The sequence below is a fragment of the Tamlana sp. s12 genome, assembly GCF_016767215.1.
Taxonomy (GTDB): domain Bacteria; phylum Bacteroidota; class Bacteroidia; order Flavobacteriales; family Flavobacteriaceae; genus Pseudotamlana; species Pseudotamlana agarivorans.
Genome location: NZ_CP068547.1, coordinates 2,402,595 through 2,428,612, shown reverse-complemented (window position 1 = coordinate 2,428,612; position 26,018 = coordinate 2,402,595). Strand labels below are relative to the sequence as shown.

Here is a 26,018-nt window from a genome sequence, read left to right as displayed (position 1 = left end):
TAAATGTTGTAAAAAATTAAAATAAAATATAATTATAAGTAAATGAGCCAAATTAAGACAGCTTCTATTGTTTCCTATTTAACAATTTTTACCAATATTATTGTAGGTATTGGATTAACACCGTTAATCCTATCAAGTTTAGGGAAGTCTGAATATGGACTATATATGCTGGTTGGATCATTAATTGGATATTTAGCTCTATTAGACTTTGGTTTAACACCAACAACAGTACGTTTTGTTTCAAAATATAGACATGAAAACGATAAAGATAAGGAGGAATCCTTTATTGCTACTAATCTAGGAATTTACGCTGGTTTAGCAGTCGTTATTACATTAATTGGCCTCGTATTTTATGTAACTTTTGATTATTTTTTTGATAATCTATCTGCAGATGATTTGGTTTTATTTAAAGTAATGTATTTGTTAATGCTTTTAAATTTAATTTGGGTCATGATACGCGGTGCTCTAGTAGGCATTATTATGGCATACGAGCAGTTTAATTTTCCTAAGATTCTAAATTATGCTAGAATTTTATTAAGAGCTATAACCATTATAATAGTCCTGAAATCTGGTGGTAAAGCATTAGGAATAGTTATCATTGATACTGTTTTTAACTTATTAGTTTTATTAACCTACTATATTTTTATTCGAATAAAAATTCCTGTGAAATTTAATTTTTCGAAGTTCAATAAAAAGTATGTCTCCAAAATTTTCTCCTATTCTATTTGGATTTTTTTAGGTCTTTTAATGGACCAACTCTATTGGAGATCGGGCCAAACTATATTGGGAATTAAATCAACTACTGAAGAAATAGCCGTTTTTGCAATTGCTATGTTATTTATTAGTTATTATATGACTATGTCTTCTGCAATATCTGGCTTGTTTTTACCAACTGCAACTAAAATGTATGTAAATAAAGCCTCTCATACTGAACTAAATAATTTGATGGTTAAAGTTGGCCGAATCCAATGGTTTGTTATATCAAATATGTTGTTTGGGTTTTTATTTTTTGGCAACCAATTTATAAAACTATGGATTGGTGATGGGTATGAAGATTCCTGGGTTATTGCAAGTATGATAATGATAACATTAACTACCCCTTCATTACAAAATGTTGGAAATTCTATATTAGAAGCCTATAATTTACATGTGCATAAAATAAAAATCAACACTGCATTAGCCATTGTTAGTGTTATTGTTGCTGTTTTCCTTGTTGATATTTATGATAGCATTGGAATTGCAATTGCAATTGCTTCGTCTGTTATTTTAGGCCAAAATATTTACAATAATTATTATTTTAAAAAACATATTGGACTGAACATAAAAACTTATGCAACCTCTATGCTTAAAGGAAATATTTTCTCTATCCCTTTAGTAATTATTTCGGCCTATTTAATAAACTTAATTTCATTTAATTCTGGTAGTTGGTATAACCTAGCCATTAAAATTTCATTATTTATATTGCTTTCAACAATTTGGATATACTTTGTAGCTATGAATAGCTACGAAAAAGGATTAGTTAATTCTCTACTTTCCAAAGTGATTAAAATTAAAAAATAGATAATTACACTATGAAAAATATAACGTTTTTTATAAACACTTTATCTGCAGCTGGCGGTACGCAGAGAGTATTAATAACATTAGTTAATGGTCTTGTAGAAAAGTATAATATAACTATCATCGTACTTGACGACAAAAAGCCTTTTTTTAAAATGAAATCAGAAATTAAAATCAAAAAAATTAAATCAAAATGGTCCATAATGCCATTAAGTTTAATTGATTTTAATAAACAGATATTTAAGGAACTAAAAGATAATTTATGTGACTATTATATTAGTTTAGATTCAAATTCTGTAATGATGCAAAGCCTTTTTATGCCTAAAAAGACTAAACTAATTGTTTGGGAGCATTTCTCTCTTTCGAAAAACTTTAATAAAATTTTGTTTAAAATATCTAGATATTACGCATCCAAAAGAGCTAATAAATTTGTATTACTGTCTCAGCAAGAGGTGAAAGATTGGTGCTCATTATATAATATTCCTTCAAGTAAAACCTCTTTAATTTACAACCCTATCACCATTGATGAAGAATTAAATTATTTAGAAGAGGAGTTATACACAAATAAAAAAGTACTTGCGATAGGGAATAATATTCATGTTAAGGGATTTGATTATTTAATTAAAGCTTGGAGTTTATTGGATAAGAACGATTGGAAATTAGAAATAGTTGGATTATCGGAAAAGGAGCAAATAAAACTTCATGAAATTATTGATTCTTATAACATTAAAAATGAAATTATTATAAATGATAGAATTTCTAATATCAAAGAAAAGTATTTAGAATCATCCATTTATTGTTTATGTTCTCGAATGGAAGCTACACCATTAGTCTTAATAGAAAGCCAACATATTGGATTACCTGCAATTGTATTTGACAATTGTGAGGGACCTTTAGAATTATTAAATAATTCTGGCTTAATAGTTAAATTTGATAATGTCAATAAATATGCATATGCTTTAAGCCAACTTATTACCTCAAAAGAAATGTATAAAGAACTATCTAATAATGCTAGAGTAAATTCTCAAAGGTTTAACAACAAAACTTTTTATGAAAAATGGATTAATGTTTTAAATTAATCTATAATTTACATTTATAGGTCCCCTGTAGAATTTATGCCCAAATTTGAAGATGAAATAAATTTAATCCCCAAATCCGAGCAAGAAAACAATTTTTTGTCGAATTTAGAGGTGTCCTAAAATGGGATAGGCTACAATTCTTTTCTAAAAATTAATCAATAAAAAATCTCAGATTAATTTTTATAACCTGAGATTTTAATACTTTCGCTATTTATAAATTGTTACCTATATAAATAGTCAATTATTATTTATAAGTACAGGACTACAATCTGTAATACTAATATTAGCAAATGAGCTATTTTTAAGTGTTACACCTTGTACCGATCTAAAGGAAATCTCTCCATTGAATGTTACATTATCAATGGTAATACTTCCTGCTTGATTGTTATTTTTATATGAAAAATATAAATCTCTGCCCTTCACAGAAGTCGAGCCATTTTTAATACTAGCATTTTTAATATTTGTTTCTACTGAAAACGTAACATAACCTGTTGAGGTTTCTATATTACTTGAAATAACATTATTGTCAAATTTTAAATCTTCTGAATTTAATAATGTAATACCAGCTTTACAATTAGTAATAGTATTATTTGTAAATGTATGATTCTTTCCTCCAGCTAAAATTGCATACTGATATCCAATGATCGTGTTGTTATAAACTTCAAAATCTGTAACTCTTTGAGTACCGTTATCCCAATATCGAGGCTCAAGATTAATAGCTTTTGAGTCAGATATTATGCCATCTGGCCTTTCAAAGATATTATTATAAATTTTACAATTAAAAGAACCTGCAGTCCCTATAGCCCTTTGACTTCTAAAAGTATTTTCATATATAAAAGTATTTTCACCACTTAATAATCCAATATCACCAGCATAATTGTCTTCAAAAACATTATGTCTTATATGTAGATTATCTGTTTTCTGCCATTCATATATAGAATTTCCGTCTGGGGCCTTTTTTTCACGGGCTTCAACATCTATTCCTGCTTGAGGTGATGTACCATCCGATTTAGTACCTGAATTTCCTCCTCCTGCTCCTATAATAGTATTATTTTCTATAAAAATATTTGTACCATCCCCAATGGTCACATTATTTCTACGATTATCCTTAATTAAACAACCCCTTACAGTAACATTAAAGGATTCTATTTTACCAGGTTTTAATGAACCATCTGGGTTTCTATCTGATACCCCTAATACCACAAACCCATCTCCTGTAGCTTCATGCATTTCAACATTATCAACAATACCATTATGAACACCTTTAAATCTAATGAGAGTACCCCATTCATGTGAACCGTTAACAGCTGTATAATCATGTGTATAACGATCTCCCCATAGTTTTCCTCCGGAAATTGTTACTTTATCTTCCTTCCAGCAAAATAATAAAGCATTCCTTTCCAATCCATTAGGTTGCATTCTTAAATTTGTATTTTCAGTCATTTTAAGATGAAAGTTAGAAGGAAGTCTAATGGCTTCATTATAAGAATCGCCATTTGGCCCAAAGTATGCATCCATTTTATCAATAACAAAGGTGTCAACCCCATACTCCTTAGCTAATAATATAGTTTCTCTAATAATGTCACTATTTTTATTTGCAACTTCATCTGAAACCTTTCCTTCAACTATACCCCAACGTTCTGGCTTAAAGTTAAACTCGTTTTTATTTAATTCTACAGACTCACCACTAACACCCAAATTTTCATTAAGTAATTCACTAGAAATATTACCACCACCGGTAAAATTTAATTTACCATTTGTAATATCTCCTCCTTCATGAACAATTGATACATTTGGGGGTAAAGAAATCTCTTTGCCTTCTAAATCAATTAAACAATCAATAATTATCTTGCTATTAGCTTCTATATTACCTAACAAAAAATCACAAGGAGATGTGGCGTCAGCAATATTTTCTTCGTTTGAATCTTCATCAGATTCATTTTCAATATTTTCTTCTGAAATGTCTTCAACAAAAAGTTCTTCATTGTTGCAAGATGACGTGACTAGCATTAAAAATAAAACTAACATCATTTGATTTAAATTTTTCTTCATAATAATAAAAAGTTTGATAACATAAATTGATATTCATTAATTATTTATTTGATTTCGATAAAAAGACTTGTTTATTCGGCAAAATACATATTTAAAATAAAAAAATCGATTAAATGTATATTTTATTTGCCGAAATACAAATTCTGTTACAATAATCAAATATAATAACTACGGTTAATCCACAATATTGGATTACATTTTTTGAAAATAATTTTACATCAAAGCTTCAAAAACCATTAACACACTAGTAAACAGCACTTTATGAATTAATTTTAAAATTAAATTGTTATTGAATAAATTAAAAAACAAACTATATTTAGATCACACCAAATAGAATCAAACGTCGTAAATAACTGACAAAAAGATAGTTAAGAACTAAAACAACCAAAACCAAAAACATCGACAAAATACATTTGATTGAGTAACATTAACTTATATCCAACGTCTGATTAAATAGAAAATTGAAACATCTACCATTCAATCTAAATTTCATGTATCAAATTAAAAGTAGAGTTGATAGAAATAACTCACAGAACTAATTACTTTTATATATTTGCTTGTATATTCTAAAGGACCATTCAGCTATTTTTATGAATAAAAAAATTATACGAATCACTACTGTACCTAGCTCTCTTAAAGGCTTACTTAAGGGGCAGATTAAATTTATGTCATCTTATTATAAAATGACAGTCGTTTCATCAACTGGCGGTACAACATTGGAAGATTACGGGATTTCCGAAGGTGTTAAAACAATCCCTGTAGAAATGACTCGAAAAATAACACCTTTTGAAGATTTAAAAGCTGTTTACAAACTTTATAAAATTTTTAAAACAGAGAAACCGTTTATAGTACATACACATACACCAAAAGCAGGAACATTAGGCATGCTTGCTGCAAAATTATCTGGTGTACCAAATAGACTACATACCATAGCAGGCTTGCCACTTGTTGAGGCATCAGGTCTAAAAAGAATATTATTAAATGCCGTAGAGAAAATAACATATTCGTGTGCAACGAAAATATACCCTAATTCTTTTGGTTTAGAAACAATTATTCTAAATCATAAATTTACCAATAAAAAAAAACTAAAAGTTATTGCTAACGGAAGTTCTAATGGCATAGATACTTCTTATTTTGATTCCGTTAATTATTCGAATGAGTATATTGATAACCTTAAAAATAGCTTATCAATTTCTAAATCAGATTACGTATTCATCTTTGTTGGTAGATTAGTGACGGATAAAGGTATAAATGAATTAATTAAAGCTTTTAATGAATTCAATAAACAATCTCAAAATACTAAACTGCTTTTAATTGGTCCATATGAAAACCACTTAGACCCGCTTAATCCAGAAACTACTGATATAATAAATACTAACAAAAACATTATATCTACAGGTTTTGTTGAAGATGTGAGAGGTTATTTTGCTATTTCAAATTGTTTAGTATTTCCTAGCTATAGAGAAGGCTTTCCTAATGTTGTAATGCAAGCAGGAGCCATGGAATTACCAAGTATTGTCTCAGATATTAATGGTTGCAATGAAATCATTGAACATAAAAAACACGGCCTTATCATCCCGGTAAAAGACGAAGAAGCGATACAAAAAGCTATGATTTATATTTTTAAAAACCAGAGTGAAGGTAAAACGATGGGAAAGGAATCAAGAATTAATATTGTTTCTAAATACGAGCGTCAAAAAGTTTGGGATGCTTTATTAGAAGAATATAATAATTTATAACAATAGAATACATACTCTAGCTCCACACTAACAAAAACACAAACAAATAAACCCCGAAACTTAGCAACAAATGCTTTTTCGGGGTATGTTTTTTTATAATAATAACTTTTTCTAAAATGACTTCATTTTAATAAAAAAAAACTATATTTAAGACATATTACCTTCCCAAATACCCACCGTCCACTGGGATTATAGTACCAGTAATATAATCACTTGCAGAAGATGATAAAAACACAGCTAAACCTTTTAGGTCATCACCATTCCCCCATCTTTTCATTGGAACCCTCATAAATACCTCATCCGTTCTTTTTTTGTCATTAATCAAAGCTGTATTTAACTGAGTGTCCATATATCCGGGTGCGATGGCATTAACGCAAATCCCCTTAGCAGACCAATCATTTGAAAGCGCTTTTGTTAATTGCCCAACTCCTCCTTTAGATGCTGCGTATGCCGGTATTGTTATTCCACCTAAAACACTCATAATGGAAGCAATATTTATTATTTTTCCGCCACCATTTTTCAACATAGTGTTACCTGCATATTTACAATAGTAAAATGTGGCATCTAAATTAACAGCTATAACTTTACTCCACTCTTCTTCTGGAAAATCTTCACTTGGATATCGCCTTTGTATTCCAGCTGAGTTTATTAAAATATCTACTTTTCCACCAAGTATATCTAATGAAGCACTATATGATTCTCTTATTTCTTCAATTTTACTAACATCTGCTTTTATAGCACTTACATTTAGACCGTTTTTTTTGAAATTGTCGCATATTTCAAATACACGGTCATCAAAATCAATAACTACAGTTTGAGCTCCTGCTTGCGATAAAGCTTCAACCATTGCTTTTCCAAGATCTCCTGCTCCACCTACAACAATAGCTTTTTTTCCAACTAAATTAAATGAATCTAATATATTTTTTGTCATTTTTTTGTTTTATAAACAACATTAAAGGACCTATTTGAGTTTACTTGAATTATAATAACATATAAAATTAAAAACCATAACAATAGCATCTCAAAACATTCCTTTTAATGTGTGTATTTTATTCTTTATTTAAATTAAACTTTTACAATTAGTAACGTAATCTTTTTCACTCCAAGGCTTTAACCATTCTAAAACCATGTTTTCTCCATTCGAATTGGTAATCTTTAAAGTGCTTTTGAAGTTTTCGATTATTTGATTGACTTCATTTACAGAATCAGCATTAACATAAATTCTATAAATAATCTGTCTTTCCGTGCCTAAAAATTCTTCTTTTACAGTATCTCCAACTTTAAACCGTTCTACAACAAAAGTTACATTCTTATTAGATTTTATTTCATTTATACCTTCAACCTTATCAATTTTACCTCCTTTTAATAGTACCCAAATTGAACTGGCAAATTTACCTTTAAACTTATAGTCATTTTTAATAGGAAAATCATCATCACCAAAAATTCCCGTAAAAGCATAGTTAATAAGCATCTTTCTATGATCAAAACCATTTATAGCCTCTAGATGTATATGGGGCGCTTCTCCTTGTAATCTAAATCCAGGATCATAAATATAAAACTCGCCGTTTTCAACAAAAAACTGAATACAAAGTACCCCAGCCTGTATATTCAAACCTTCAAACATGGTGCATAATTTTGGATGTACATTTTTAACAAACTTATCAGTATATTTAGAAGGATATGCGGTACCTAAGGCTATTGGACTAGAATCTCCTTGTAGTCTTGTAAGTTGCCTATCAAAAGTTGCAGAAAGATAAGGGGTACCATTTCTAAAAGTATAATACACCGCTAAATCATCACAATTAGTATCCATATATTTTTCAACCAATACCACTCCTTTTTTAGAATACTTCAAGGCTGTTTCTACTGTAGCAATATAATCTTCTTCATCTCGACAAATCTTCACTCCAACTCCTCCTCCACTATCCACAGGTTTAACTATCAATGGATAACTAATGTTATCTGGCTTTCTTATTTCAGAACCGCTTTTTAAATAAATCCCAGGGATATCTTGTATACCATACTTTTCACAATAGCGTTTAAACCCGTCTTTACTACAAAAAGCCTCTACCGCTTTCTCGGTAGCATAACAAGGAAAATTCAATTTCTCACAAATTTCGCGATATGGCTTTACTAGAATGTCAGCAACTCCAACTAATACGGCATCTACATTTCTTTCTTTAGCAATACTTACAATTTTATCGACATCAAAACCATCTATATCATAGGTTTCAGATGCTCTTTTTTTTGCAGGAGCATTAGGGTTTGGATCAATAACAATGGTATAAACCCCCATGGACTCAGCAATATCTACCAAAACTCCTGTTTCAGGGTTTCCGCCAAGTATTATTAGTTTTTTTTGCATAGACTATATTTATTAATATGTTGTTAACTTAAAAGTGGTAGGGTTGTGATCGAAAAATTTTTATACAAAGTCGTAAATCGATAGTACTTTAAAATAATCCTACTTAACCTATACACTATAAATTCTAACTAGTTAGTTTATTTCAATAGATATGAACAATAGCCTGTATTAAGAAGTTAGTTAGTAAAAACAATTCCTATGAACACATTTCGCTATACCTATAAAATTATATGAAATCAATTATTTATAAGGGTTTGAATTCTCAACATATTCAATCTCACGAAATCCACTCTAAAACCTTGCATTAAGATGGTCGACTTCATTAACTCAAATATTGATTAAATTACAATTAAAACCCAACCTTATTTTTCAAGGTCTAAAACTAAATAATTTAATAAAGCAATATTATAATTATCGAATAAAGGCATAGAAATAGGATTATCTACAGTCCATTTAAAAATAATGTGTACCTCAAAGAGTTTTTCTTGCTTTAATCGAAAACATGAGATGATCGAGTAAACATTTCTAAAAAGTAATTAGATTTGTTTCAGTCATAATTTAATATGATTTCTCAATAATTAACCTTTGAATTAACGTTTAATTTTTTCTACAAAATGAAAGTTTTATTATTAGCCGGTGGGCTTGGAACACGTATTTCTGAAGAAACACATTTGAAGCCAAAACCCATGGTTGAAATTGGAGGAAAGCCAATTTTATGGCACATTATGAAAATGTATTCCCATTATGGATTTAATGAATTTGTGGTCCTACTGGGTTATAAGGGGTATGTTGTTAAAGAGTTCTTTGCAAATTACTTTATGCATAATTCCGATATCACAGTGGATTTGGCAGATAATAAAATATCAATACATGATAATAAATCAGAACCTTGGAAGATTACGCTTCTAGATACAGGAATGCATAGTATGACAGGTGGTCGAATACTAAGAGCTAAAAAGTATATTGGTAATGAACCCTTTATGCTTACCTATGGTGATGGCGTATCTGATGTAAATATTAAAGCTTTAGAAGAATATCATAGAAGCCATTCTGGATGTATAACCATGACATCTGTACAACCTGATGGAAGGTTTGGTTCATTAAAAATGGATGGAGACCGTATTAGTGAGTTTCTTGAAAAACCTAAAGGTGATGGCGGTTGGATTAACGGAGGTTTCTTTGTTTGTGAACCTAAGGTATTAGAATATTTAGAGGATGATTCTACTATTTTTGAAAGAAAACCACTAGAAAGAATGGCTGAAGACAAAGAGCTTTACTCTTTTAAACATACGGGATTCTGGAAACCAATGGACACACTAAGAGATAAAAATCAATTAGAGGAAATGTGGGGTAACAACACTGCGAAATGGAAAACATGGTAGTATATGATAATTTTTTTAAGGGAAAGAAGGTTTTTTTAACAGGACACACTGGTTTTAAAGGTTCATGGATGACTCTATTACTACAATCTCTTGGAGCAGAAGTAACTGGTTATGCACTTTCCCCTGATCAAGAACAAAATTTATTCGATTTTACTGGTTTAGAAAAAAAGATGAACTCTCATATAGGGGACATTCAAGACTTTTCTACTTTACAAGATGCCATGGTAAAGGCAAATCCAGAAATAGTAATTCATATGGCTGCTCAGCCACTGGTTATTGAATCATATAAAAACCCTATTCAAACATATGGAACAAATGTTATGGGAACAGCAAACTTACTTGAAATTGTTCGTCAATTACCAAATGTAGAAGTTTGTCTTAATATTACCACAGATAAGGTTTACAAAAACAACGAATGGTTTTGGGGCTATCGTGAAACAGATACCCTAGGAGGGCATGACCCATATTCCAACAGTAAAGCCTGTTCTGAATTGGTTACTCAATCTTATCGCGATTCTTTTTTCACCGATTCTCAAACTGTAATAGCAACAGCAAGAGCGGGAAATGTTATTGGAGGTGGTGATTGGGCGGCTAATAGATTAGTACCCGATTTTATTAGGTCTATCCAGTCTGGTAAAGAGGTTATAATAAGAAGCCCTAAAGCTGTAAGACCTTGGCAGCATGTTCTTGATTGTTTGGGAGGATATTTACAACTTATTTGGAAATTATCAGCTAACAAAAAACTAGCAACAAGTTATAATTTTGGCCCTGATGATGATAATATTAAAACGGTTGAATCTCTTATCAATAAAGTTTGTAACAGATGGGGAGAATCAGCATCCTATAAAATTGAAGGCAATGATGCTTTTCATGAAGCAGGTTTACTTCGCTTGGATATTTCTAAAGCTAGACAGGATTTGGATTGGCAACCAAAGTGGGGTATGGAAAAAACAGTAACTCAAATTGTAGATTGGTATAAAGCATTTTCAGAAGGTGAAGACGCTTTATCCCTTTGCCAAATCCAAATAAAGGAATTTCTTCAAAATTAGTATATCTCATGGAGAAACAATCCCTTTTTATTACAGGAGCTGATGGTTTTTTAGGTCATCACTTAGTGCAACAATTAGCAAAAAAGTATCATGTTATTGGTTTAGTGAGATCTCCTAAAAATCTTAAACGACTAACAAATGGACAGATAACATTATACAGTACTACTGAACCTTTAGATAAAGTTTTTAAAAAACATCAACCTATTGGAATTGTTCATACGGCGACCAAATATGGAAGAACTAATGAACCTGTTCCTAGCCTATTAGATGTAAATGTTGATTTACCAGTTCATTTACTAGAATTATCTCAAAAATACAATTCCAAGGTATTTATCAATATAGGTAGTTTTATTACCAAAGGTGAAGGGTATAATTATTTACAGGACTATGCACTATCAAAAAAACAATGTTCTCAATGGCTTAGACTCATAGCCAATAAATCTAATACCTGTAAAGTAATCGACTTTACTTTATTCCATCCTTTTGGCCCAGGAGATTCAGATTCTAAGTTCGTCACTAACATGGTTAAATCAATAAAAGAAAACAATCCTTTTATTGATTTAACTCCTGGTGAGCAAAAAAGAGATTTTATTTATGTAGCCGATGTTGTATCTGCTATTGAATTGGCTATAAGTCAATCTAATAATTTAGAAACAACTTATACTCAAACAGATTTAGGCACTGGGTCATCCTATACGTTGCGTTATTTTTTAGAAACACTTAAAGATGTTTCTAGAAATACTAAAACAGAATTAAGATTTGGAAAATTACCCTATCGAGAAAATGAAATCATGGAGGCAAAAGCCATTCCTGATTTACTTACCTCTTGGGGTTGGAAACCAAAACACACCCTGAGCCAAGGCCTTTTACAAACCTTAAATCAAACAAACTAGGTTGGTAATTACTGCTTTTAGGTGTTTTAATAAAAAACACCTAATGCTCTATTAGGTGCTTTGTAAAGCCTAATTGTTGTAAAAGTTGATATATTTCTTTTTCATCTGTATTGATTTGCACTATCTTTTTGCTATCAATTCCCATTAACATCAACTCAGCCTTAATAGACTTAAAAACAACCGGATTGATTGTGGCAATTATTAAAAAGTCGAATTCAGTATTGACAATAGCACTCATGGGTTCAACAAAATTATGACCAATATTCATTTCGTGATAATCAATATCTATCCATTTTACAATTTGAAAATAATCACTTTTACTATTAGCCGACATTAAGTGCTGACCAAAAGATCCAGAACTGTAAACTATAACTTTGGAATTCTTTTTTGTATTTAAAAAAGGATTAAAAATCACATTACCCGACGCATCATGAATTAATCCTCCCGATCTTACCAAAATCGAGGAGTACAAATAATACAATATTTGAGTGTTTAGATTTTCTGCATCAAGATAAGGACTTAATTTAATTTCTAAGAAATCTTTCAACATACCCAACCTAGAATATTCTATACTCGAATTTTTAATTGTTTTTAAGATGGAATCATTTCGTTGTCTATAGTAATAGAGTGGTATTCTACTTATTGTAAGCTTTTTTGAAATAGTTAAATAGGTATAGGTAATGGCAGCATCTTCTCCCATTACAATTTCATCAGGAACTTCAAATAATACTTTATTAAGCATCTCTCTTTTGAAAAGTTTACTCCATACATAGGTCGATATTTCATGTTCACAAAAGCCCCCATTATACATTGCTTTAGGCAGGATAGAATTTTTAATTTCATTTTCATCAAACACACCTGCATATGAAGGTTTTACGGTTTCAATTTTGCCTTCAAATTCTCTAAAATGTCCCGTAACGACAAGATCGGAGTTATTTACTTCTGCAAGATTATATAAAATGTCGAGATAAAACTTATCAACCCAATCATCACCATCAATATAAGCTATATATTTTCCTTTGGCGTTCTTAAGCCCTTCTTTTCTACCGCTTAAAAGACTTCCATGTTCTTTATGAATCACTTTAATCCTGTTGTCTTTATCTGCATATTCATCACAAATTTGAGGACAATTATCAGGACTTCCATTGTCAACCAAAATCAATTCAAACGCAGTGAAAGATTGATCTAGAATACTATCAATACATTGGGAAAGATACGGCTCTATCTTGTATATAGGTACTATAACACTTATGTTAACTTTATTCATAATTTCATTCAATTTAATTCAATATAAAAAAGTCCACTTCCATGGATATCGTTCATGGAAGAAGATTTTGCTGTGGTTACATATAAGTTTAAATGATTATCAAAACAGCAGGAAGTCACGTTTGTTAACGGTAATTTCCTTTCATCTAATTTTTGACCATTTCCAGGATTCCAACGAGAAACACAACCTCCACCCCATTCTGCAATCCATAACATACCTTCATTATCCATGCACATACCATCTGGATATCCTTCTCCATTAAACGCTATCACGTAACTAACAAATGAAACATCTCCAACTTCAACGTCATAGGCATATTTTGCCACTTTTTTTGTAGGCGTATCTATAAAGTAAAGTGAGCAACCATCTTTTGAAAATGCCAACCCGTTGGAGATCGTTGTATTTTCAATGATAACCTTAGATTTTCCATTAGAATACGAGTAAACCTTTCCAACATTCTCTTTTACCTCGGGAAATCCCATGGTTCCAATAAGAAACCTCCCTTTAGGATCTATTATTCCATCGTTATACCTAACGGTACTTGCTATATCTAATTGAAATGAAAATTGCTTCTGCATAGTATTAAAATCAACTTCAAAAAAACCATTTTTAGAGGCGACCATGATTTTTTTTCTACTTAGCAGAAAAACACAACTCACAGGAGTGTCTAATTTCACGCTCAAAACCTCCTTAGAATCTGGATTATAACAAAAAACTAAACAATCTAAAATAGATACAAAATAAAGGAGTTTTTCTTCATGATCGAAAACAGGTCCTTCTAAAAGTTCGGAATTAAGGTTAACAATAAGTGATAGACTCATAAAACCATTATTATTAAATGTAATGCCCTCCAGTAATTCTTATTAAGGAACCTGTGGTCATTGCTGATTCATCAGAAATAAAATACATAACAGCCGGAACAGAGTCTAAACAATTTAATATACGCCCCATAGGTATGGTATTTGCAACCTCCTCCGTTAATTCTTCTTCACTAACACCTTGTGACTTTCTTAATTCAATCTCTCCTTCTGTATTTGTCCAACCCATTACTACATAATTTGATCGAATTCCATATTTAGCATAATGATGAGCAATGTGATTCGACAAAGTATAAAGAGAACTTTTGGTGAGCGCATAAGCTGCCCTATTTTCCATACCATGATCCATGTGAGGGGAACCAAAAAATACTATTGAGCCACCTTTAAATTTTTTCATAAATTTCAAAACATGTTTCAATAAGAAGTATGGGGCTTTTAAATTAATATTGAAAACATTATCAAAAACATCTTCATCCGTTTCAATTATATCAGCAATAGGTGTTATTCCTGCGTACAATACCAATGCATCAATCCTACCGAATCTATTTATGGTTTGAATGAAAAAATCTTCAATTCCATTAATAGTATTTAAATTAATTTCATGAAAATATAACTTTTGACTTGATTGTAAACTTTGAATGATTTTATTACCCTCATCATTGCTTCTACCACAAAAAGACACATTATATCCTTTTTTTAAGCAGGATTTTAGAATCTCGTAAGCAACCCCTTTGGTTCCTCCTAAAATCATTACCGTTTTCATATGTTTTGTAGTCATAATATTAAATTACCCTAGTGCTCAAATCTAATTATTTATTACTAGGATTAAAGATTTATTCTACATAATTGAAATAATATCGTTTAACGTAAAAATGAGATTTAATATCACTACAAAATCATATAATTATATTTCTATATTCCTGAATCTAGCAATTAGGGAAATCTCCATGTGGTTCTTTGCTATTGTGTGATCATATTCATGTAACCTACTTTACTGGACAATGAAATTAATAGGATGATTATAACCAAAGGGAAATAACATAAAAAGTTAAACAAATAACAAACTATTGAATTTTCTTATATCTTTCCGGAACTGGAAATTCTGGTGTAACGCCATGCCAAAACATATTAATTATCCACCATCTATCTTGATAATAGGCTAATTGAATACTTTTCACATCTTGTTTATATGGTTTATTATTTTCCATATCTTCCTTGCTATGAAAAGCTTCACAATGACTAAAAGCATGACCAATATTAGCATAGGTCTCTACTACTCTGCCTATTTCTCTTTCATAAAAAGCAGTTTTTCTAGTATTATCAAACCAATACCCTATACGTTCAATATAATCATTTGGATGAATCCACTGTGGCCTAAAATTATTGTTAATATCCTTTTCATAACCAATTTTATAAGCCTGTGGGTGAAATAAAAACTTAAAGAAATCCCAGTCTCTTTTTTCTCCTGACTCGCCTCCTAGGCAAGCATAAAAAGCCGTAATTAAATCATCAATAGTTTGTACTTTTTTTAAATAGTCTTCTTTCATTTAATTTTATTATTCTGGTTATACCTTAAGTTAAATCTACCAAATATAATAACTCATAATAACCGTAGCAACTATTTGAATCTAAAGTTAATGTTATTATTCTTAGGGTATATCTCCATAACTTTAGTCCCATTAAAAAACTCAAACCTGTTAACATGATTAAACTAAATAAAGTTTGAATCTCGCCCATTGAACTTTTATAGAAGCATATTGATGGAAAACTGAGTTATTCATGTTTTTTCAAAACCATACTTTGCTTATAAACTAAATTTAAAGTAAGGGGATGATTAAACTTAAGTAAATAGTTGTCCACCTCAAAACAAGGTGCCTAATAAGTTTCCTTAAAATTCGTATATTCGCTACAATTTTGTTTTTTTCAATAAAAATGATAAAAATCAAGAGTATTATTTGATCCTAACTTATTAGTTATATTCAAATTAAACTATGAACAGCCAAATCTAAAAAGGTGGAATTAAAATTTTAACAAAAGATATGACAACAAATCAAATTACTGACATTTCTGGATTTTTCACTTTAAGAAATGGAGTTAAAATGCCCTATTTAGGTCTTGGAGTTTACCTTTCTAAGGACGGACAAGAAGTAACGAATGCCGTACATTGGGCTCTTGAAGCAGGTTATCGACATATAGACACAGCAGCAATTTATAGAAACGAAAAAGGTGTTGGCGAAGGTATTAAAACCAGTAATGTTTCTAGAAAGGATATTTTTGTAGTTAATAAGGTATGGAATAGTGATCAAGGTTATGAAAAAACTTTAAAAGCTTTTGATAAGAGTTTAAAACAACTTCAGTTGGATTACATTGATCTCTATTTGGTACATTGGCCAGTTACAGGACAGTACAAAGATACCTGGCGTGCACTAGAAGAATTATACAGACAGAAAAAAGTACGTGCCATTGGTGTTAGTAACTTCTTAAAGCATCAATTGGAAGATCTAATGGAAAGTGCTACTATAATCCCAATGGTTAACCAAATGGAGTTCCACCCTTACTTAGTTCAACAAGAGTTGATTGATTTTTGCCAACAACATCAAATCCAATATGAGGCTTGGTCTCCTTTAATGCAGGGTAAGGTTTTTGACCTACCAGAACTACAACTACTAGCTAATAAATATAATAAATGTATTGCACAAATCGTGTTGAGATACAACCTTCAAAAAGGTATTGCTTGCATTCCTAAATCATCCAAAAGGAAACGAATTATTTCTAATGCTGATATATTTGATTTTGAACTTTCTGAAGCCGATACAACCTATTTAGACGACATGGATCGCAACCATCGTTTTGGTCCGAACCCTGACAATTTTGAATGGTCTTATGTTTTATAAATTACATGCCGTAAGACTGCAACTTAAATCTTACCACTTTAACAATATTGACGAGGTTATATAAGCGACAAAATAAGAAATAGTTGCTGTACAACTAATAAATTGGATATCTTGACGTCTAAATTGGCAACAACTGATTTATTTGTTTTTTTTTATAGAAAAATAAATGACTAATCTATTGTAAGACCCTTCGTACCATGCCTAAAAATCTATACACTACTTTCTTTAAACGACTTTTTGATTTCTGCTTTTCTTCATTAGGCGTAATACTGCTTTCTCCTGTATTTTTAATTCTAACAATAATTCTTTGGATTGATTATAAGGACTCCCCTTATTTCTTACAAGAGCGACCAGGAAAAGACGAGAAAATTTTTAAAATAATAAAGTTCAAGAGTATGAACAACAAAACGGACTCCAATGGCAATTTGTTATCTAATAGGGAACGTACCACAAAACTCGGTAAGTACATCAGACGTTACTCTTTAGATGAAATCCCTCAATTAATAAATGTTATTAAAGGAGATATGAGCTTGATAGGTCCAAGACCACTTGTTGTTTCTTACCTCCCGTATTACAATGAAATTGAACGTAAAAGACATAGTGTAAGACCTGGAATTACAGGACTTGCACAAGTAAAAGGTCGCAATAGCTTAGTTTGGGAAGAACGGTTTTCATTAGATATCGAATATGTTGAAAACTTGAGCATAGCACTCGACTCAAAAATCCTATATTGGACTTTTTTAAAAGTGCTATCAAAATCTGAAGTTGCAATAGATCAAGATGAATATTTGGACATTTTCAATGTTTACCGAAAAAAACAGTGGGAAGCTGAAAAAGTTTCATAAAACACTAATATACTACACTGAATTCAGCCTTAAAATAGATAAGAGAACAAAATTGTTATTTAAATCCTTAAAGCGTATTTAATTATATTAAAACACACTGGAGGTAAAATCTTTAATTTTTTATTAAAACATAAAGCAAAACTTTTATTCGGTATCAGTCTGCAGAATATCTACTAACCAAAAGTGTACTGGGTATTATTAAAAAAATAGTAAAACTTGCGACTCCACTACCCCTCCAAAATCACAACAATTAAATTGTAATAAAAAATATGCATAAACTCCCTGTTTTAAACTTAAAAGACATTACTAAACTAGATATTTTTATTTAATACCGACAATTACAACTACAGATTTACCTTGGAGTTCCTGAATGTATCTAAAAAAAGCCCTATGGAAGGGCTTTTAGAGATTATAATCGAAATAATAATATTAATTACATTTCATTAAAAATAGAATGCATTAATCGTTTTTTATCGTTGATACTTTCTTCAAGAGAAATCATTGTTTCTGTTCTATAAACACCTTCAATATCATCTAATAAAAAGATAACTTCTTTGGCGTGTTCGGTACTTCTTGCTCTAATTTTACAGAAAATATTAAATTTTCCTGTTGTAATGTGAGCTACTGTCACATAAGCTATTTCATTAATACGCTCTAAAACAAATTTGGTTTGAGAAGTATTGTTTAAATAAACCCCTACATAAGCTATAAAAGAATAACCTAATTTTTTGTAGTCCAGCATCAATGACGAACCTTTAATAATTCCTGATTCTTCCATCTTTTTAACACGAACATGTACTGTTCCTGCTGAAATTAATAGTTTTTTAGCTATGTCTGTAAATGGAATTCTTGTGTTATCTATTAACATGTCAAGAATTTGGTGATCTATTTCGTCTAATTTTATTTTACCCATAATTAACTATTCTTAAATATACAGCAAAATTAATACATTTTCTTTAAAGATAAAGTATAAAAGATGTGATTTATTTCGTTTTTAATAAGACATTTTCATTATTTATTCTAACTAAAACGTTTTCGCTGTCAATTTCTAGAGATTTACCCTGCTCATTAAGCACCTCATTACCATGAGCTTCAATTTCTTTATGACCAAAAATTCCTTCAAGATTATCAATTTTAACTATTTTAGCGATAAATTCTAAATTTTCATCGATTAACCTTTCTTCATACTGAATTCCAACGTCTACAGTCTCCCCTTTTACTAAGGCATTCCTTATAATGATATCTAAAAACAATTTTTCATTTTCAGGAATACTTAAGTAGGACTCATACACCGATCCATCAACTGGGTCTTTAGCGATGTAGTCTAAAGATGTTATATAGGACATATAAATAAGCTCTCGTGTCTTCTCTCGTTGATAATCCTCATGAAAATGGCCGGCTTCAAACAATATCGTTGGTACATTTTCACTCTGAAACGTATCGCCAACACAATTAATATTAAAAGCATCATCATAAACCCCTACTTGTTCAGGGATTTCTTGTTGTAACATGGCATTCATAATAGCAATAACCTCCATAGACACCTTTCTATTAGGGGTTATTGTACAATCCTTATCCTGTGCAGGAGATAAAAATGATACTGTTGCCGATTTATTCACCTTCCCAGCACTAAAAATAGTACGCTGTCCATGCAAATTATAACAAAAATGAGGCTTAAAGTCATTGAATATAGCTCTTAAAACCTGACTCTCTGGTTGAGTCAAATTTTGAGCATCTCTATTTAAATCTACTTCATTTGCATTAATTCGTGTATAAGCATTGGCACCATCGGGATTTAAAATTGGAATTATATAAAGTGTGCAAGCCTCCAAAAGGTGGTTTAAGGCTGATTCATCTTTTAATAAAGTGTTTAATAGATCAAACAATGCTTTTGTAGTTGTCGATTCATTACCGTGCATCTGTGACCATAATAGGATGCGTTTTTTACCATGCCCAGTTTTTATACCATAAATAGGTCTGTCTTGTACAGAGCGCCCAATAACTTTGACGCTTGCTGTTTCTGGTAAATTATTTAGTAGGGGCTCTATGTCCTTATTAGTAATATAACGACCATAAAGCGCAGTTTCTTTATTATTTAAAAAAAGTGATTTAATAGCTTGAATATTCATGTTGATTATTTAGGTTACAAATGTAAACAAAAACAATATTACATTTGTAAACACAAAAAATGGTCATTTAGTTTACATCGATAAACCGTTTTTAGTGTTTAATTTACAATGTAATTTAGAAAATTAAACAAACTTGTGTTTGATATTTTAAAATATTGCTTTTCAGTATATTAAATACTCCTAGTTAAAGTTATAATTATATTAAAATGTGATGTTTTCGATAAATATAGTGCAAGATTAAACTGAATTAGTTACATTTGTAACAAGTTTATTTTGCTAAACAATTTACAATGGTAAACAACAAGGATTTCATTAAACGACTACAAAAAGTCATGGATTTTTACGGAGAATCTGCTTCCGCTTTCGCTGAAAAAATAGATGTACAGCGCTCTAGTATTTCGCACATCCTTTCCGGAAGAAATAAACCAAGTTTAGATTTTGTTCTAAAAATTTTATCCTCCTATCCTGAGGTAAATTTGTATTGGCTATTAAATGGCAAAGGTGAATTTCCTTCAACCGAAAAAAAGGCTCCCGAAACAAAACCGTCCCATAAAGTTCAAAATCCTCAAACAAATTTTAATTTTGATGACATAGAAACTAAAACAACAACCAGTAATTCTGCGGAAGAAAAAACTATAGATCGTATTGTTATATTTTATTCTGACGGAACTTTTAAAAATTACATGAATTAAGGCTTTTCTTTACTAATTTTGCTTAAAATTATTTTATGCGATACTTACCTCTTTTACTATTGTTTGTTTTATGTAGCTGTTATGAGAAAGCTAGAGATTGCCAATCTTTTCAAACAGGCGAATTTTATAGTGAAGTTACTATTAACGGAGAAGTATTTAAATCTACTTTTTATAGAGATGAAGATATTCAGGTTGAAACCTATAACAGCAAGATAGATTCTTCAAAATTACGTTGGGTTAACGACTGTGAAGTGGTTTTTAAAACCATAAACCCTAAGAATATGGCCGAACGCAAAGACATTCATCTTAAAATATTAACCACAACCGATTCCTCATACACCTATGAATATTCTTATGTAGGTGAAACTAAAAAGCAAAAAGGAACGGCTTATAAAGTGAAATAGATTTAGTTTAATGGATACAGGAAATGTTCTACGAGATTGAATTTTAATTCTTTATCTTCTGTAATCTCGTAAGTTAAGAACAATTCTCCCCAAAATTCACCATCTGAAAAATCTGCAATAATCCATTTGTGATTGAGAAGCTTAATGGTGTTTAACATTAGTTTTCTTCCTTCACTAGAAGCATAAGGTATTAACGGATGTTCACCACGAACCTCGTTTAATTTATATAGCTCATCCTTAATAAACGGAATAAGTTCATCAACTTTATAGCCCTCATTTTCAAAATAGGTTATGGCGTCTTCGTTTTTATCAAGGTTAAAATGTGAAGCTTCCATAATGTCATTTTGTAAAACAGCTACAGAATCTTTATATTTTTTTAATTCGGTTCTACTCGTGACTAGCTTTTTGTCAATATCCTTAAATATATTTTTAGCATTAACATACTGAAACAATACCAATAAGCTGGTAAATATGAACAGGTACATGAAAATTTTTTGCTTCATTTTATAGTTTTAAATTAAAATTTCTAATTCGTCATAAGCCAAGAATACGTTATCCGGCAATGATTTTTCAACTTCATCATGGAATCCCAACAAATGACTAATATGAGTTAAATATGCTTTTTCCGGATTCACTTTTTCAATAAAAGCCAAGGCTTCTTCTAAATTGAAATGTGAATGGTGTGGCTGTATCCGCAAGGCATTAACAACTAAAACCTTCACACCTTTAAGCTTTTCTATTTCTTTATCTGAAACCGATTTCATATCGGTTAAATAGGCGAAATCATTAAATCGATAACCGAATACTTCTAAAGAAGCATGGAGTCCTTTTATAGGAATCACCTCTTCATCATTTAGCTTAAATGCTTTGTTCTTTACGCGGTTTACATGAAGTGATGGCGCTCCTGGATACTTGTTTTTAGTAGTAAAAATATAATCAAATCGCTTCTTCAATGCTTTTATCACCCGTTTATGTGCATAAATAGAAATATCTCCTTGCTTGAAATAAAAAGGTCGAATATCATCCAAGCCCATCACATGATCTGAATGTTCATGAGTAAAAAGAATGGCATCAATTTTAGAACAACCAGATCGCAGCATTTGATATCTAAAATCTGGACCACAATCAATTACGTAATGAAACCCGTTCCATTCGATTAAAACTGAAACACGCAAACGTTTATCTTTCGGGTTTGCACTTTTACAAACCGGATGATCACTCCCAATAATAGGGATACCTTGAGAAGTACCTGTACCAAGAAACGTTATTTTCAAAATTTGATAAATTTTAGCCAAAAATAAGGTTATTTTTTTGTTTGCTACACATATTTGATACCTTTGTGAGACACGATACAACTTGTTTTTATATGGAAATTACCATTAAAGGAGATAAAGAGTTTGATGACATTCCTTCATTAAAATCGAAAGCACTTCGCATTAACTTAAACGAAAATATCTACGGTACTTTTGCCGAAATTGGAGCTGGACAAGAAACTTGTCGTCACTTTTTTAGAGCAGGAGGCGCTTCTGGTACCATCGCAAAAGCCATGTCGGCTTACGACAAAGACTTTAGTGATGCCATTTATGGTGCTGAAGACGATGGTAGATATGTTACCGAAGCCCGTTTACGTAAAATGCTTGCTCATGAGATGAGTTTGATGGAAAATAGGCTGACTCGCGAGAAAAACCCAAATAAAATATTTTTCACCTATGCCAATACGGTAGCAACAATTGACTTCGCAAAGCAATTTAAAGGTCATGGTTGGGTTGGAATTAAATATCAAGTTGAAGCTGGAGCTGAATACAATGAAATAATTTTACACCTCCGCTTCAAAGAAACTGACGCCAGGTTACAACAAGAAACTTTAGGAGTTCTAGGAACAAACCTAATTTATGGTGCATTTTATAAATACAATGAACCAAAAAAATTACTGCGTTATCTCTATGATCACTTAGATAAAGATCGTTTGGAAATTGATACGATAAACTTTTCAGGTCCTGTTTTTAGTAATGTTGATAATCGTTTGATGAGTTTACAACTGGTTAAAAATGGCATGACCGATGCGGTTATGTTTGGACCAGATGGCACTAATGTTCTACCTGCAAAAGTATTTTACAAGAAAAACATTTTAGCGCTTCGTGGTAGCTTTAGACCGGTAACTAAAGTGAATATGGCTATGTATGAGAAATCATACGACATGTTCATAAAAGAAAACAAAGTAGACGTTAATAAAACGGTAGTTGTTTTTGAAATTACCTTGTCAAATTTACGTGCTGAAGGTGAAATTGATGAACAAGATTTTATTGATCGTGCAGACTTGTTATGCTCTATAGGACACTCAGTTATGATATCTAATTTCCAGGAATACTTTAAAGTAGTTGAATACTTCTCTAACTACACAAAAGCCAGAATGGGATTAGCTATGGGGGTTAATAATCTAGTTGATATTTTTGATGAGAAATATTACCGCCACATTAGCGGAGGAATCTTAGAAGCTTTCGGAAAACTTTTCTTTAAAGATCTAAAAGTATACTTATACCCTATGCTTGATCCTGATACAGGAGAGTTAATCACAAGCGAAAATCTAAAAGTTTATCCTAGAATGAAGGAGCTGTATAAATTCTTCAAATACAACGGAAAAGTTATAGACATTACAGATTACGACCCAGAAATCATGAATATTTTCTCGCGCGAAATACTTCAAATGATTTCAAGCGGAGACCGTGGTTGGGAAGATATGGTTCCTGAAGGTACCGCCGAATTAATCAAAGACTATCGTTTGTTTGGATACACCAGAAAACCATTAACTTTGAATAGAAAAAGAAAATAGAAAACTTAAATATTTAAAAAAAGCCTGTAAAATCTTGATTTTACAGGCTTTTTTTCTATTCTAAAATTTGTGCTGCGTGATCTTTTGTTTTTACTTTATCAATAACACGCTCTACGACTCCATTTTCATCTATTAAAAAAGTTTTTCGATGAATACCATCATATTCTCTACCCATAAACTTTTTAGGTCCCCATACGCCAAAAGCATTTATAACGGTTTTATCTTCATCGGCTAACAACGGAAATGGAAAATTATATTTCTTCTTAAAATTTGTTTGTCTTTTTTCAGAATCTGCACTAACCCCTAACAACTCATATCCTTGATCCTGTAAAGTTTCGTAATTATCTCTTAAATTACAAGCCTCATTAGTACAACCTGGTGTACTCGCTTTGGGATAAAAAAATACGATTAATTTTTTTCCTTTATAGTCACTTAGCGAAATCTCACGCCCTTGCTCATCTTTTGATGTAAAATCTGGAACAGTTTCACCTTGCTTTAATGTTTTCATAGTCTTAACTTTGATTTTTAACAAAAATACGATTTATGACGAAACAAGAAAAGGTTGAATTTGTTATAAAAACCTTAAGCGATCTTTACCCTGAAATACCAATTCCCCTAGACCATAAAGACCCTTATACCCTACTAATAGCTGTATTAATGTCGGCGCAAAGCACGGATGTTCGCGTCAATCAAATCACACCTTTGCTATTCGAAAGAGCTGATAATCCTTATGACATGGTAAAACTTTCGGTTGAAGAAATTAGAGAGATCATCAAGCCTGTAGGTTTATCTCCTATGAAAAGTAAAGGTATTTTTGGTTTATCTCAAATCCTTATTGATAAACACAATGGTGAAGTTCCAAATAACATGGAAGCTCTTGAAGCCCTGCCTGCCGTTGGCCATAAAACAGCAAGTGTTGTGATTTCTCAAGCTTTTGGTGTTCCTGCATTCCCTGTGGATACCCACATACACAGATTAATGTATCGATGGAATTTAAGCAATGGCAAGAATGTAGTTCAAACTGAAAAAGATGCTAAAAGATTATTTCCTAGAGAATTATGGAACGACTTACACCTACAAATCATTTGGTATGGAAGAGAATATTCTCCAGCACGAGGCTGGAACTTAGATAAAGATATCATCACAAGCACTATTGGAAGACAATCTGTTATAAAGGATTATTTAAAACAAAAAAAGTCCTGATTTTAAAATCAGGACTTTTCAATACTTAATTAAGAAGCGCTTCAAACTTCATTTTTTTACAATTAATAACACTTAAAGCCTTAGAATAACTTAGAAGAAAATTAACCGTTTCTTCTTTCGGTTCAAGATCATCCATCTTGTTAATAGATTTTTCAGAGTAAATTTTTGCCATGTCTTACATTTAATTGATTTATAAGATAACGGCCTAAAAATTAATTTATTGCTTAATTAGTTAAAACAATATTATGCTTATCTATGATTTTTCGCAAATTAATTAAAGCATAACGCATACGCCCTAAAGCCGTGTTGATACTTACCCCTGTTTTATCCGATATCTCCTTAAAACTCATATCGTTATAAATACGCAGTAGTAACACTTCCTTTTGGTCTTCAGGTAGCTTATCAACTAAACGTCTCACATCATTTTCAACCTGCTCTTTTATAATCGTTTTTTCAGCATTTAAACTTGTATCACTTAATACTGAAAAAATGCTAAATTCACCAGAATTATCAAATTTTGGCATTCTATTACTTTTTCTAAAGTGATCAATCACCAAATTATGAGAAATACGCATAACCCAAGGCAAAAACTTCCCTTCTTCGTTATAAGCCCCACGTTTTAAAGTTCTTATCACTTTAATAAATGTATCTTGAAATATGTCTTCAGCAACATCTCTGTCGAAAACTTTGGAATAAATAAAACTGTATATTTTTTGTTTATGCCTTAGAATAAGGACTTCCAAGGCACCTTCATCACCTTTTATGTAGCTGCTAACCAGGGTAGCGTCTGTAATAAGTTCGTTTTGCATAGTTAATTACT

The 26,018-nt window shown here is 31.0% G+C and carries 26 protein-coding genes; 12 read left to right on the top strand and 14 right to left on the bottom strand.

The window, feature by feature from the left end:
- The first annotated feature begins 42 nt into the window (after positions 1 to 42).
- Both JJL45_RS10620 and JJL45_RS10615 read left to right on the top strand, forming a co-directional pair.
- Positions 43 to 1,560 (top strand): oligosaccharide flippase family protein, encoded by a 1,518-nt coding sequence (locus JJL45_RS10620; RefSeq protein WP_068604007.1) that lies wholly within the window; start codon positions 43 to 45, stop codon positions 1,558 to 1,560.
- An 11-nt stretch (positions 1,561 to 1,571) separates the two neighbouring features.
- Positions 1,572 to 2,636, top strand: a complete 1,065-nt coding sequence (locus JJL45_RS10615) for a glycosyltransferase (RefSeq protein WP_068604009.1) — start codon at positions 1,572 to 1,574, stop codon at positions 2,634 to 2,636.
- Between the two features lie 237 nt (positions 2,637 to 2,873).
- Here JJL45_RS10615 and JJL45_RS10610 read toward each other — a convergent pair whose 3' ends face one another.
- On the bottom strand, positions 2,874 to 4,688 hold the full coding sequence (locus JJL45_RS10610; RefSeq protein WP_068604011.1) for a right-handed parallel beta-helix repeat-containing protein: 1,815 nt from the start codon (positions 4,686 to 4,688) through the stop codon (positions 2,874 to 2,876).
- Between the two features lie 590 nt (positions 4,689 to 5,278).
- On the opposite strand from JJL45_RS10610, the gene JJL45_RS10605 reads away from it, so the two are divergent.
- The gene (locus JJL45_RS10605; RefSeq protein WP_068604013.1) at positions 5,279 to 6,427 is read left to right on the top strand and encodes a glycosyltransferase family 4 protein; all 1,149 of its coding nucleotides are present in this window, start codon (positions 5,279 to 5,281) and stop codon (positions 6,425 to 6,427) included.
- Between the two features lie 157 nt (positions 6,428 to 6,584).
- Here the strand turns inward: JJL45_RS10605 and JJL45_RS10600 are convergent, their stop codons facing one another.
- A complete protein-coding gene (locus JJL45_RS10600) occupies positions 6,585 to 7,358 on the bottom strand; it encodes an SDR family oxidoreductase (RefSeq protein ID WP_068604015.1) in 774 nt (257 codons plus the stop codon).
- Between the two features lie 129 nt (positions 7,359 to 7,487).
- Positions 7,488 to 8,792 carry a carbamoyl-phosphate-synthetase gene (locus JJL45_RS10595; protein WP_068604017.1) on the bottom strand — a complete coding sequence of 435 codons (1,305 nt, stop codon included), beginning with the start codon at positions 8,790 to 8,792 and terminating at the stop codon, positions 7,488 to 7,490.
- Between the two features lie 614 nt (positions 8,793 to 9,406).
- Between JJL45_RS10595 and rfbF the strand changes: the two genes are divergently transcribed.
- The 3 genes from rfbF to JJL45_RS10580 are packed head-to-tail and all read left to right on the top strand — an operon-like array spanning position 9,407 to position 12,116.
- Positions 9,407 to 10,174, top strand: a complete 768-nt coding sequence (gene rfbF / locus JJL45_RS10590; protein WP_068604019.1) for a glucose-1-phosphate cytidylyltransferase — start codon at positions 9,407 to 9,409, stop codon at positions 10,172 to 10,174.
- Entirely contained in the window at positions 10,159 to 11,223 is a 1,065-nt protein-coding gene (gene rfbG, locus JJL45_RS10585; RefSeq protein ID WP_068604021.1) for a CDP-glucose 4,6-dehydratase, read from the top strand. The genes rfbF and rfbG overlap by 16 nt, the downstream gene beginning before the upstream one ends.
- 8 nt (positions 11,224 to 11,231) lie before the next feature.
- Positions 11,232 to 12,116: an NAD-dependent epimerase/dehydratase family protein gene (locus JJL45_RS10580; RefSeq protein WP_202664131.1), complete on the top strand. Its 885-nt coding sequence runs from the start codon at positions 11,232 to 11,234 to the stop codon at positions 12,114 to 12,116.
- 40 nt (positions 12,117 to 12,156) lie between these two features.
- Here JJL45_RS10580 and JJL45_RS10575 read toward each other — a convergent pair whose 3' ends face one another.
- The 4 genes from JJL45_RS10575 to JJL45_RS10560 all read right to left on the bottom strand — a co-directional run bounded on the left by JJL45_RS10575 (position 12,157) and on the right by JJL45_RS10560 (position 15,748).
- Positions 12,157 to 13,383 (bottom strand): glycosyltransferase family 2 protein, encoded by a 1,227-nt coding sequence (locus JJL45_RS10575; protein ID WP_068604265.1) that lies wholly within the window; start codon positions 13,381 to 13,383, stop codon positions 12,157 to 12,159.
- An 8-nt stretch (positions 13,384 to 13,391) separates the two neighbouring features.
- Positions 13,392 to 14,204: an SMP-30/gluconolactonase/LRE family protein gene (locus tag JJL45_RS10570; RefSeq protein ID WP_068604026.1), complete on the bottom strand. Its 813-nt coding sequence runs from the start codon at positions 14,202 to 14,204 to the stop codon at positions 13,392 to 13,394.
- A gap of 13 nt (positions 14,205 to 14,217) precedes the next feature.
- The gene (locus JJL45_RS10565) at positions 14,218 to 14,979 is read right to left on the bottom strand and encodes an SDR family NAD(P)-dependent oxidoreductase (RefSeq protein WP_242521383.1); all 762 of its coding nucleotides are present in this window, start codon (positions 14,977 to 14,979) and stop codon (positions 14,218 to 14,220) included.
- A 286-nt stretch (positions 14,980 to 15,265) separates the two neighbouring features.
- Positions 15,266 to 15,748, bottom strand: a complete 483-nt coding sequence (locus tag JJL45_RS10560) for a hypothetical protein (protein WP_068604027.1) — start codon at positions 15,746 to 15,748, stop codon at positions 15,266 to 15,268.
- A gap of 492 nt (positions 15,749 to 16,240) precedes the next feature.
- Here JJL45_RS10560 and JJL45_RS10555 point away from each other — a divergent pair, with 492 nt between their 5' ends.
- A complete protein-coding gene (locus tag JJL45_RS10555; RefSeq protein WP_068604029.1) occupies positions 16,241 to 17,095 on the top strand; it encodes an aldo/keto reductase in 855 nt (284 codons plus the stop codon).
- 197 nt (positions 17,096 to 17,292) lie between these two features.
- Positions 17,293 to 17,940, top strand: a complete 648-nt coding sequence (locus tag JJL45_RS10550; protein ID WP_068604031.1) for a sugar transferase — start codon at positions 17,293 to 17,295, stop codon at positions 17,938 to 17,940.
- Positions 17,941 to 18,373: 433 nt separating this feature from the next.
- Here the strand turns inward: JJL45_RS10550 and JJL45_RS10545 are convergent, their stop codons facing one another.
- The gene (locus tag JJL45_RS10545; protein ID WP_067148328.1) at positions 18,374 to 18,853 is read right to left on the bottom strand and encodes an Lrp/AsnC family transcriptional regulator; all 480 of its coding nucleotides are present in this window, start codon (positions 18,851 to 18,853) and stop codon (positions 18,374 to 18,376) included.
- A gap of 70 nt (positions 18,854 to 18,923) precedes the next feature.
- A complete protein-coding gene (locus JJL45_RS10540) occupies positions 18,924 to 20,069 on the bottom strand; it encodes a M14 family zinc carboxypeptidase (RefSeq protein WP_068604033.1) in 1,146 nt (381 codons plus the stop codon).
- Between the two features lie 290 nt (positions 20,070 to 20,359).
- On the opposite strand from JJL45_RS10540, the gene JJL45_RS10535 reads away from it, so the two are divergent.
- Positions 20,360 to 20,761 (top strand): helix-turn-helix domain-containing protein, encoded by a 402-nt coding sequence (locus JJL45_RS10535; RefSeq protein ID WP_068604035.1) that lies wholly within the window; start codon positions 20,360 to 20,362, stop codon positions 20,759 to 20,761.
- A gap of 35 nt (positions 20,762 to 20,796) precedes the next feature.
- Positions 20,797 to 21,165 (top strand): DNA topoisomerase IV, encoded by a 369-nt coding sequence (locus tag JJL45_RS10530; protein WP_068604037.1) that lies wholly within the window; start codon positions 20,797 to 20,799, stop codon positions 21,163 to 21,165.
- Positions 21,166 to 21,167: 2 nt separating this feature from the next.
- Here JJL45_RS10530 and JJL45_RS10525 read toward each other — a convergent pair whose 3' ends face one another.
- Together JJL45_RS10525 and JJL45_RS10520 are read right to left on the bottom strand one after the other, a co-directional pair.
- Positions 21,168 to 21,668: a hydrolase gene (locus JJL45_RS10525; RefSeq protein WP_068604039.1), complete on the bottom strand. Its 501-nt coding sequence runs from the start codon at positions 21,666 to 21,668 to the stop codon at positions 21,168 to 21,170.
- Between the two features lie 9 nt (positions 21,669 to 21,677).
- Positions 21,678 to 22,439: an MBL fold metallo-hydrolase gene (locus JJL45_RS10520; RefSeq protein WP_068604268.1), complete on the bottom strand. Its 762-nt coding sequence runs from the start codon at positions 22,437 to 22,439 to the stop codon at positions 21,678 to 21,680.
- A gap of 92 nt (positions 22,440 to 22,531) precedes the next feature.
- Between JJL45_RS10520 and JJL45_RS10515 the strand changes: the two genes are divergently transcribed.
- Positions 22,532 to 23,995, top strand: a complete 1,464-nt coding sequence (locus tag JJL45_RS10515) for a nicotinate-nucleotide adenylyltransferase (RefSeq protein ID WP_068604041.1) — start codon at positions 22,532 to 22,534, stop codon at positions 23,993 to 23,995.
- 55 nt (positions 23,996 to 24,050) lie between these two features.
- Here JJL45_RS10515 and bcp read toward each other — a convergent pair whose 3' ends face one another.
- Positions 24,051 to 24,503, bottom strand: coding sequence for a thioredoxin-dependent thiol peroxidase (gene bcp / locus JJL45_RS10510; protein WP_068604043.1), 453 nt, complete (start codon positions 24,501 to 24,503; stop codon positions 24,051 to 24,053).
- A 35-nt stretch (positions 24,504 to 24,538) separates the two neighbouring features.
- Here bcp and JJL45_RS10505 point away from each other — a divergent pair, with 35 nt between their 5' ends.
- Positions 24,539 to 25,198 (top strand): endonuclease III domain-containing protein, encoded by a 660-nt coding sequence (locus JJL45_RS10505; RefSeq protein WP_068604045.1) that lies wholly within the window; start codon positions 24,539 to 24,541, stop codon positions 25,196 to 25,198.
- Between the two features lie 25 nt (positions 25,199 to 25,223).
- Here JJL45_RS10505 and JJL45_RS10500 read toward each other — a convergent pair whose 3' ends face one another.
- Positions 25,224 to 25,370: a hypothetical protein gene (locus JJL45_RS10500; protein ID WP_202664130.1), complete on the bottom strand. Its 147-nt coding sequence runs from the start codon at positions 25,368 to 25,370 to the stop codon at positions 25,224 to 25,226.
- Between the two features lie 52 nt (positions 25,371 to 25,422).
- Entirely contained in the window at positions 25,423 to 26,007 is a 585-nt protein-coding gene (locus tag JJL45_RS10495; protein WP_067148301.1) for an RNA polymerase sigma factor, read from the bottom strand.
- Positions 26,008 to 26,018 lie beyond the last annotated feature (11 nt).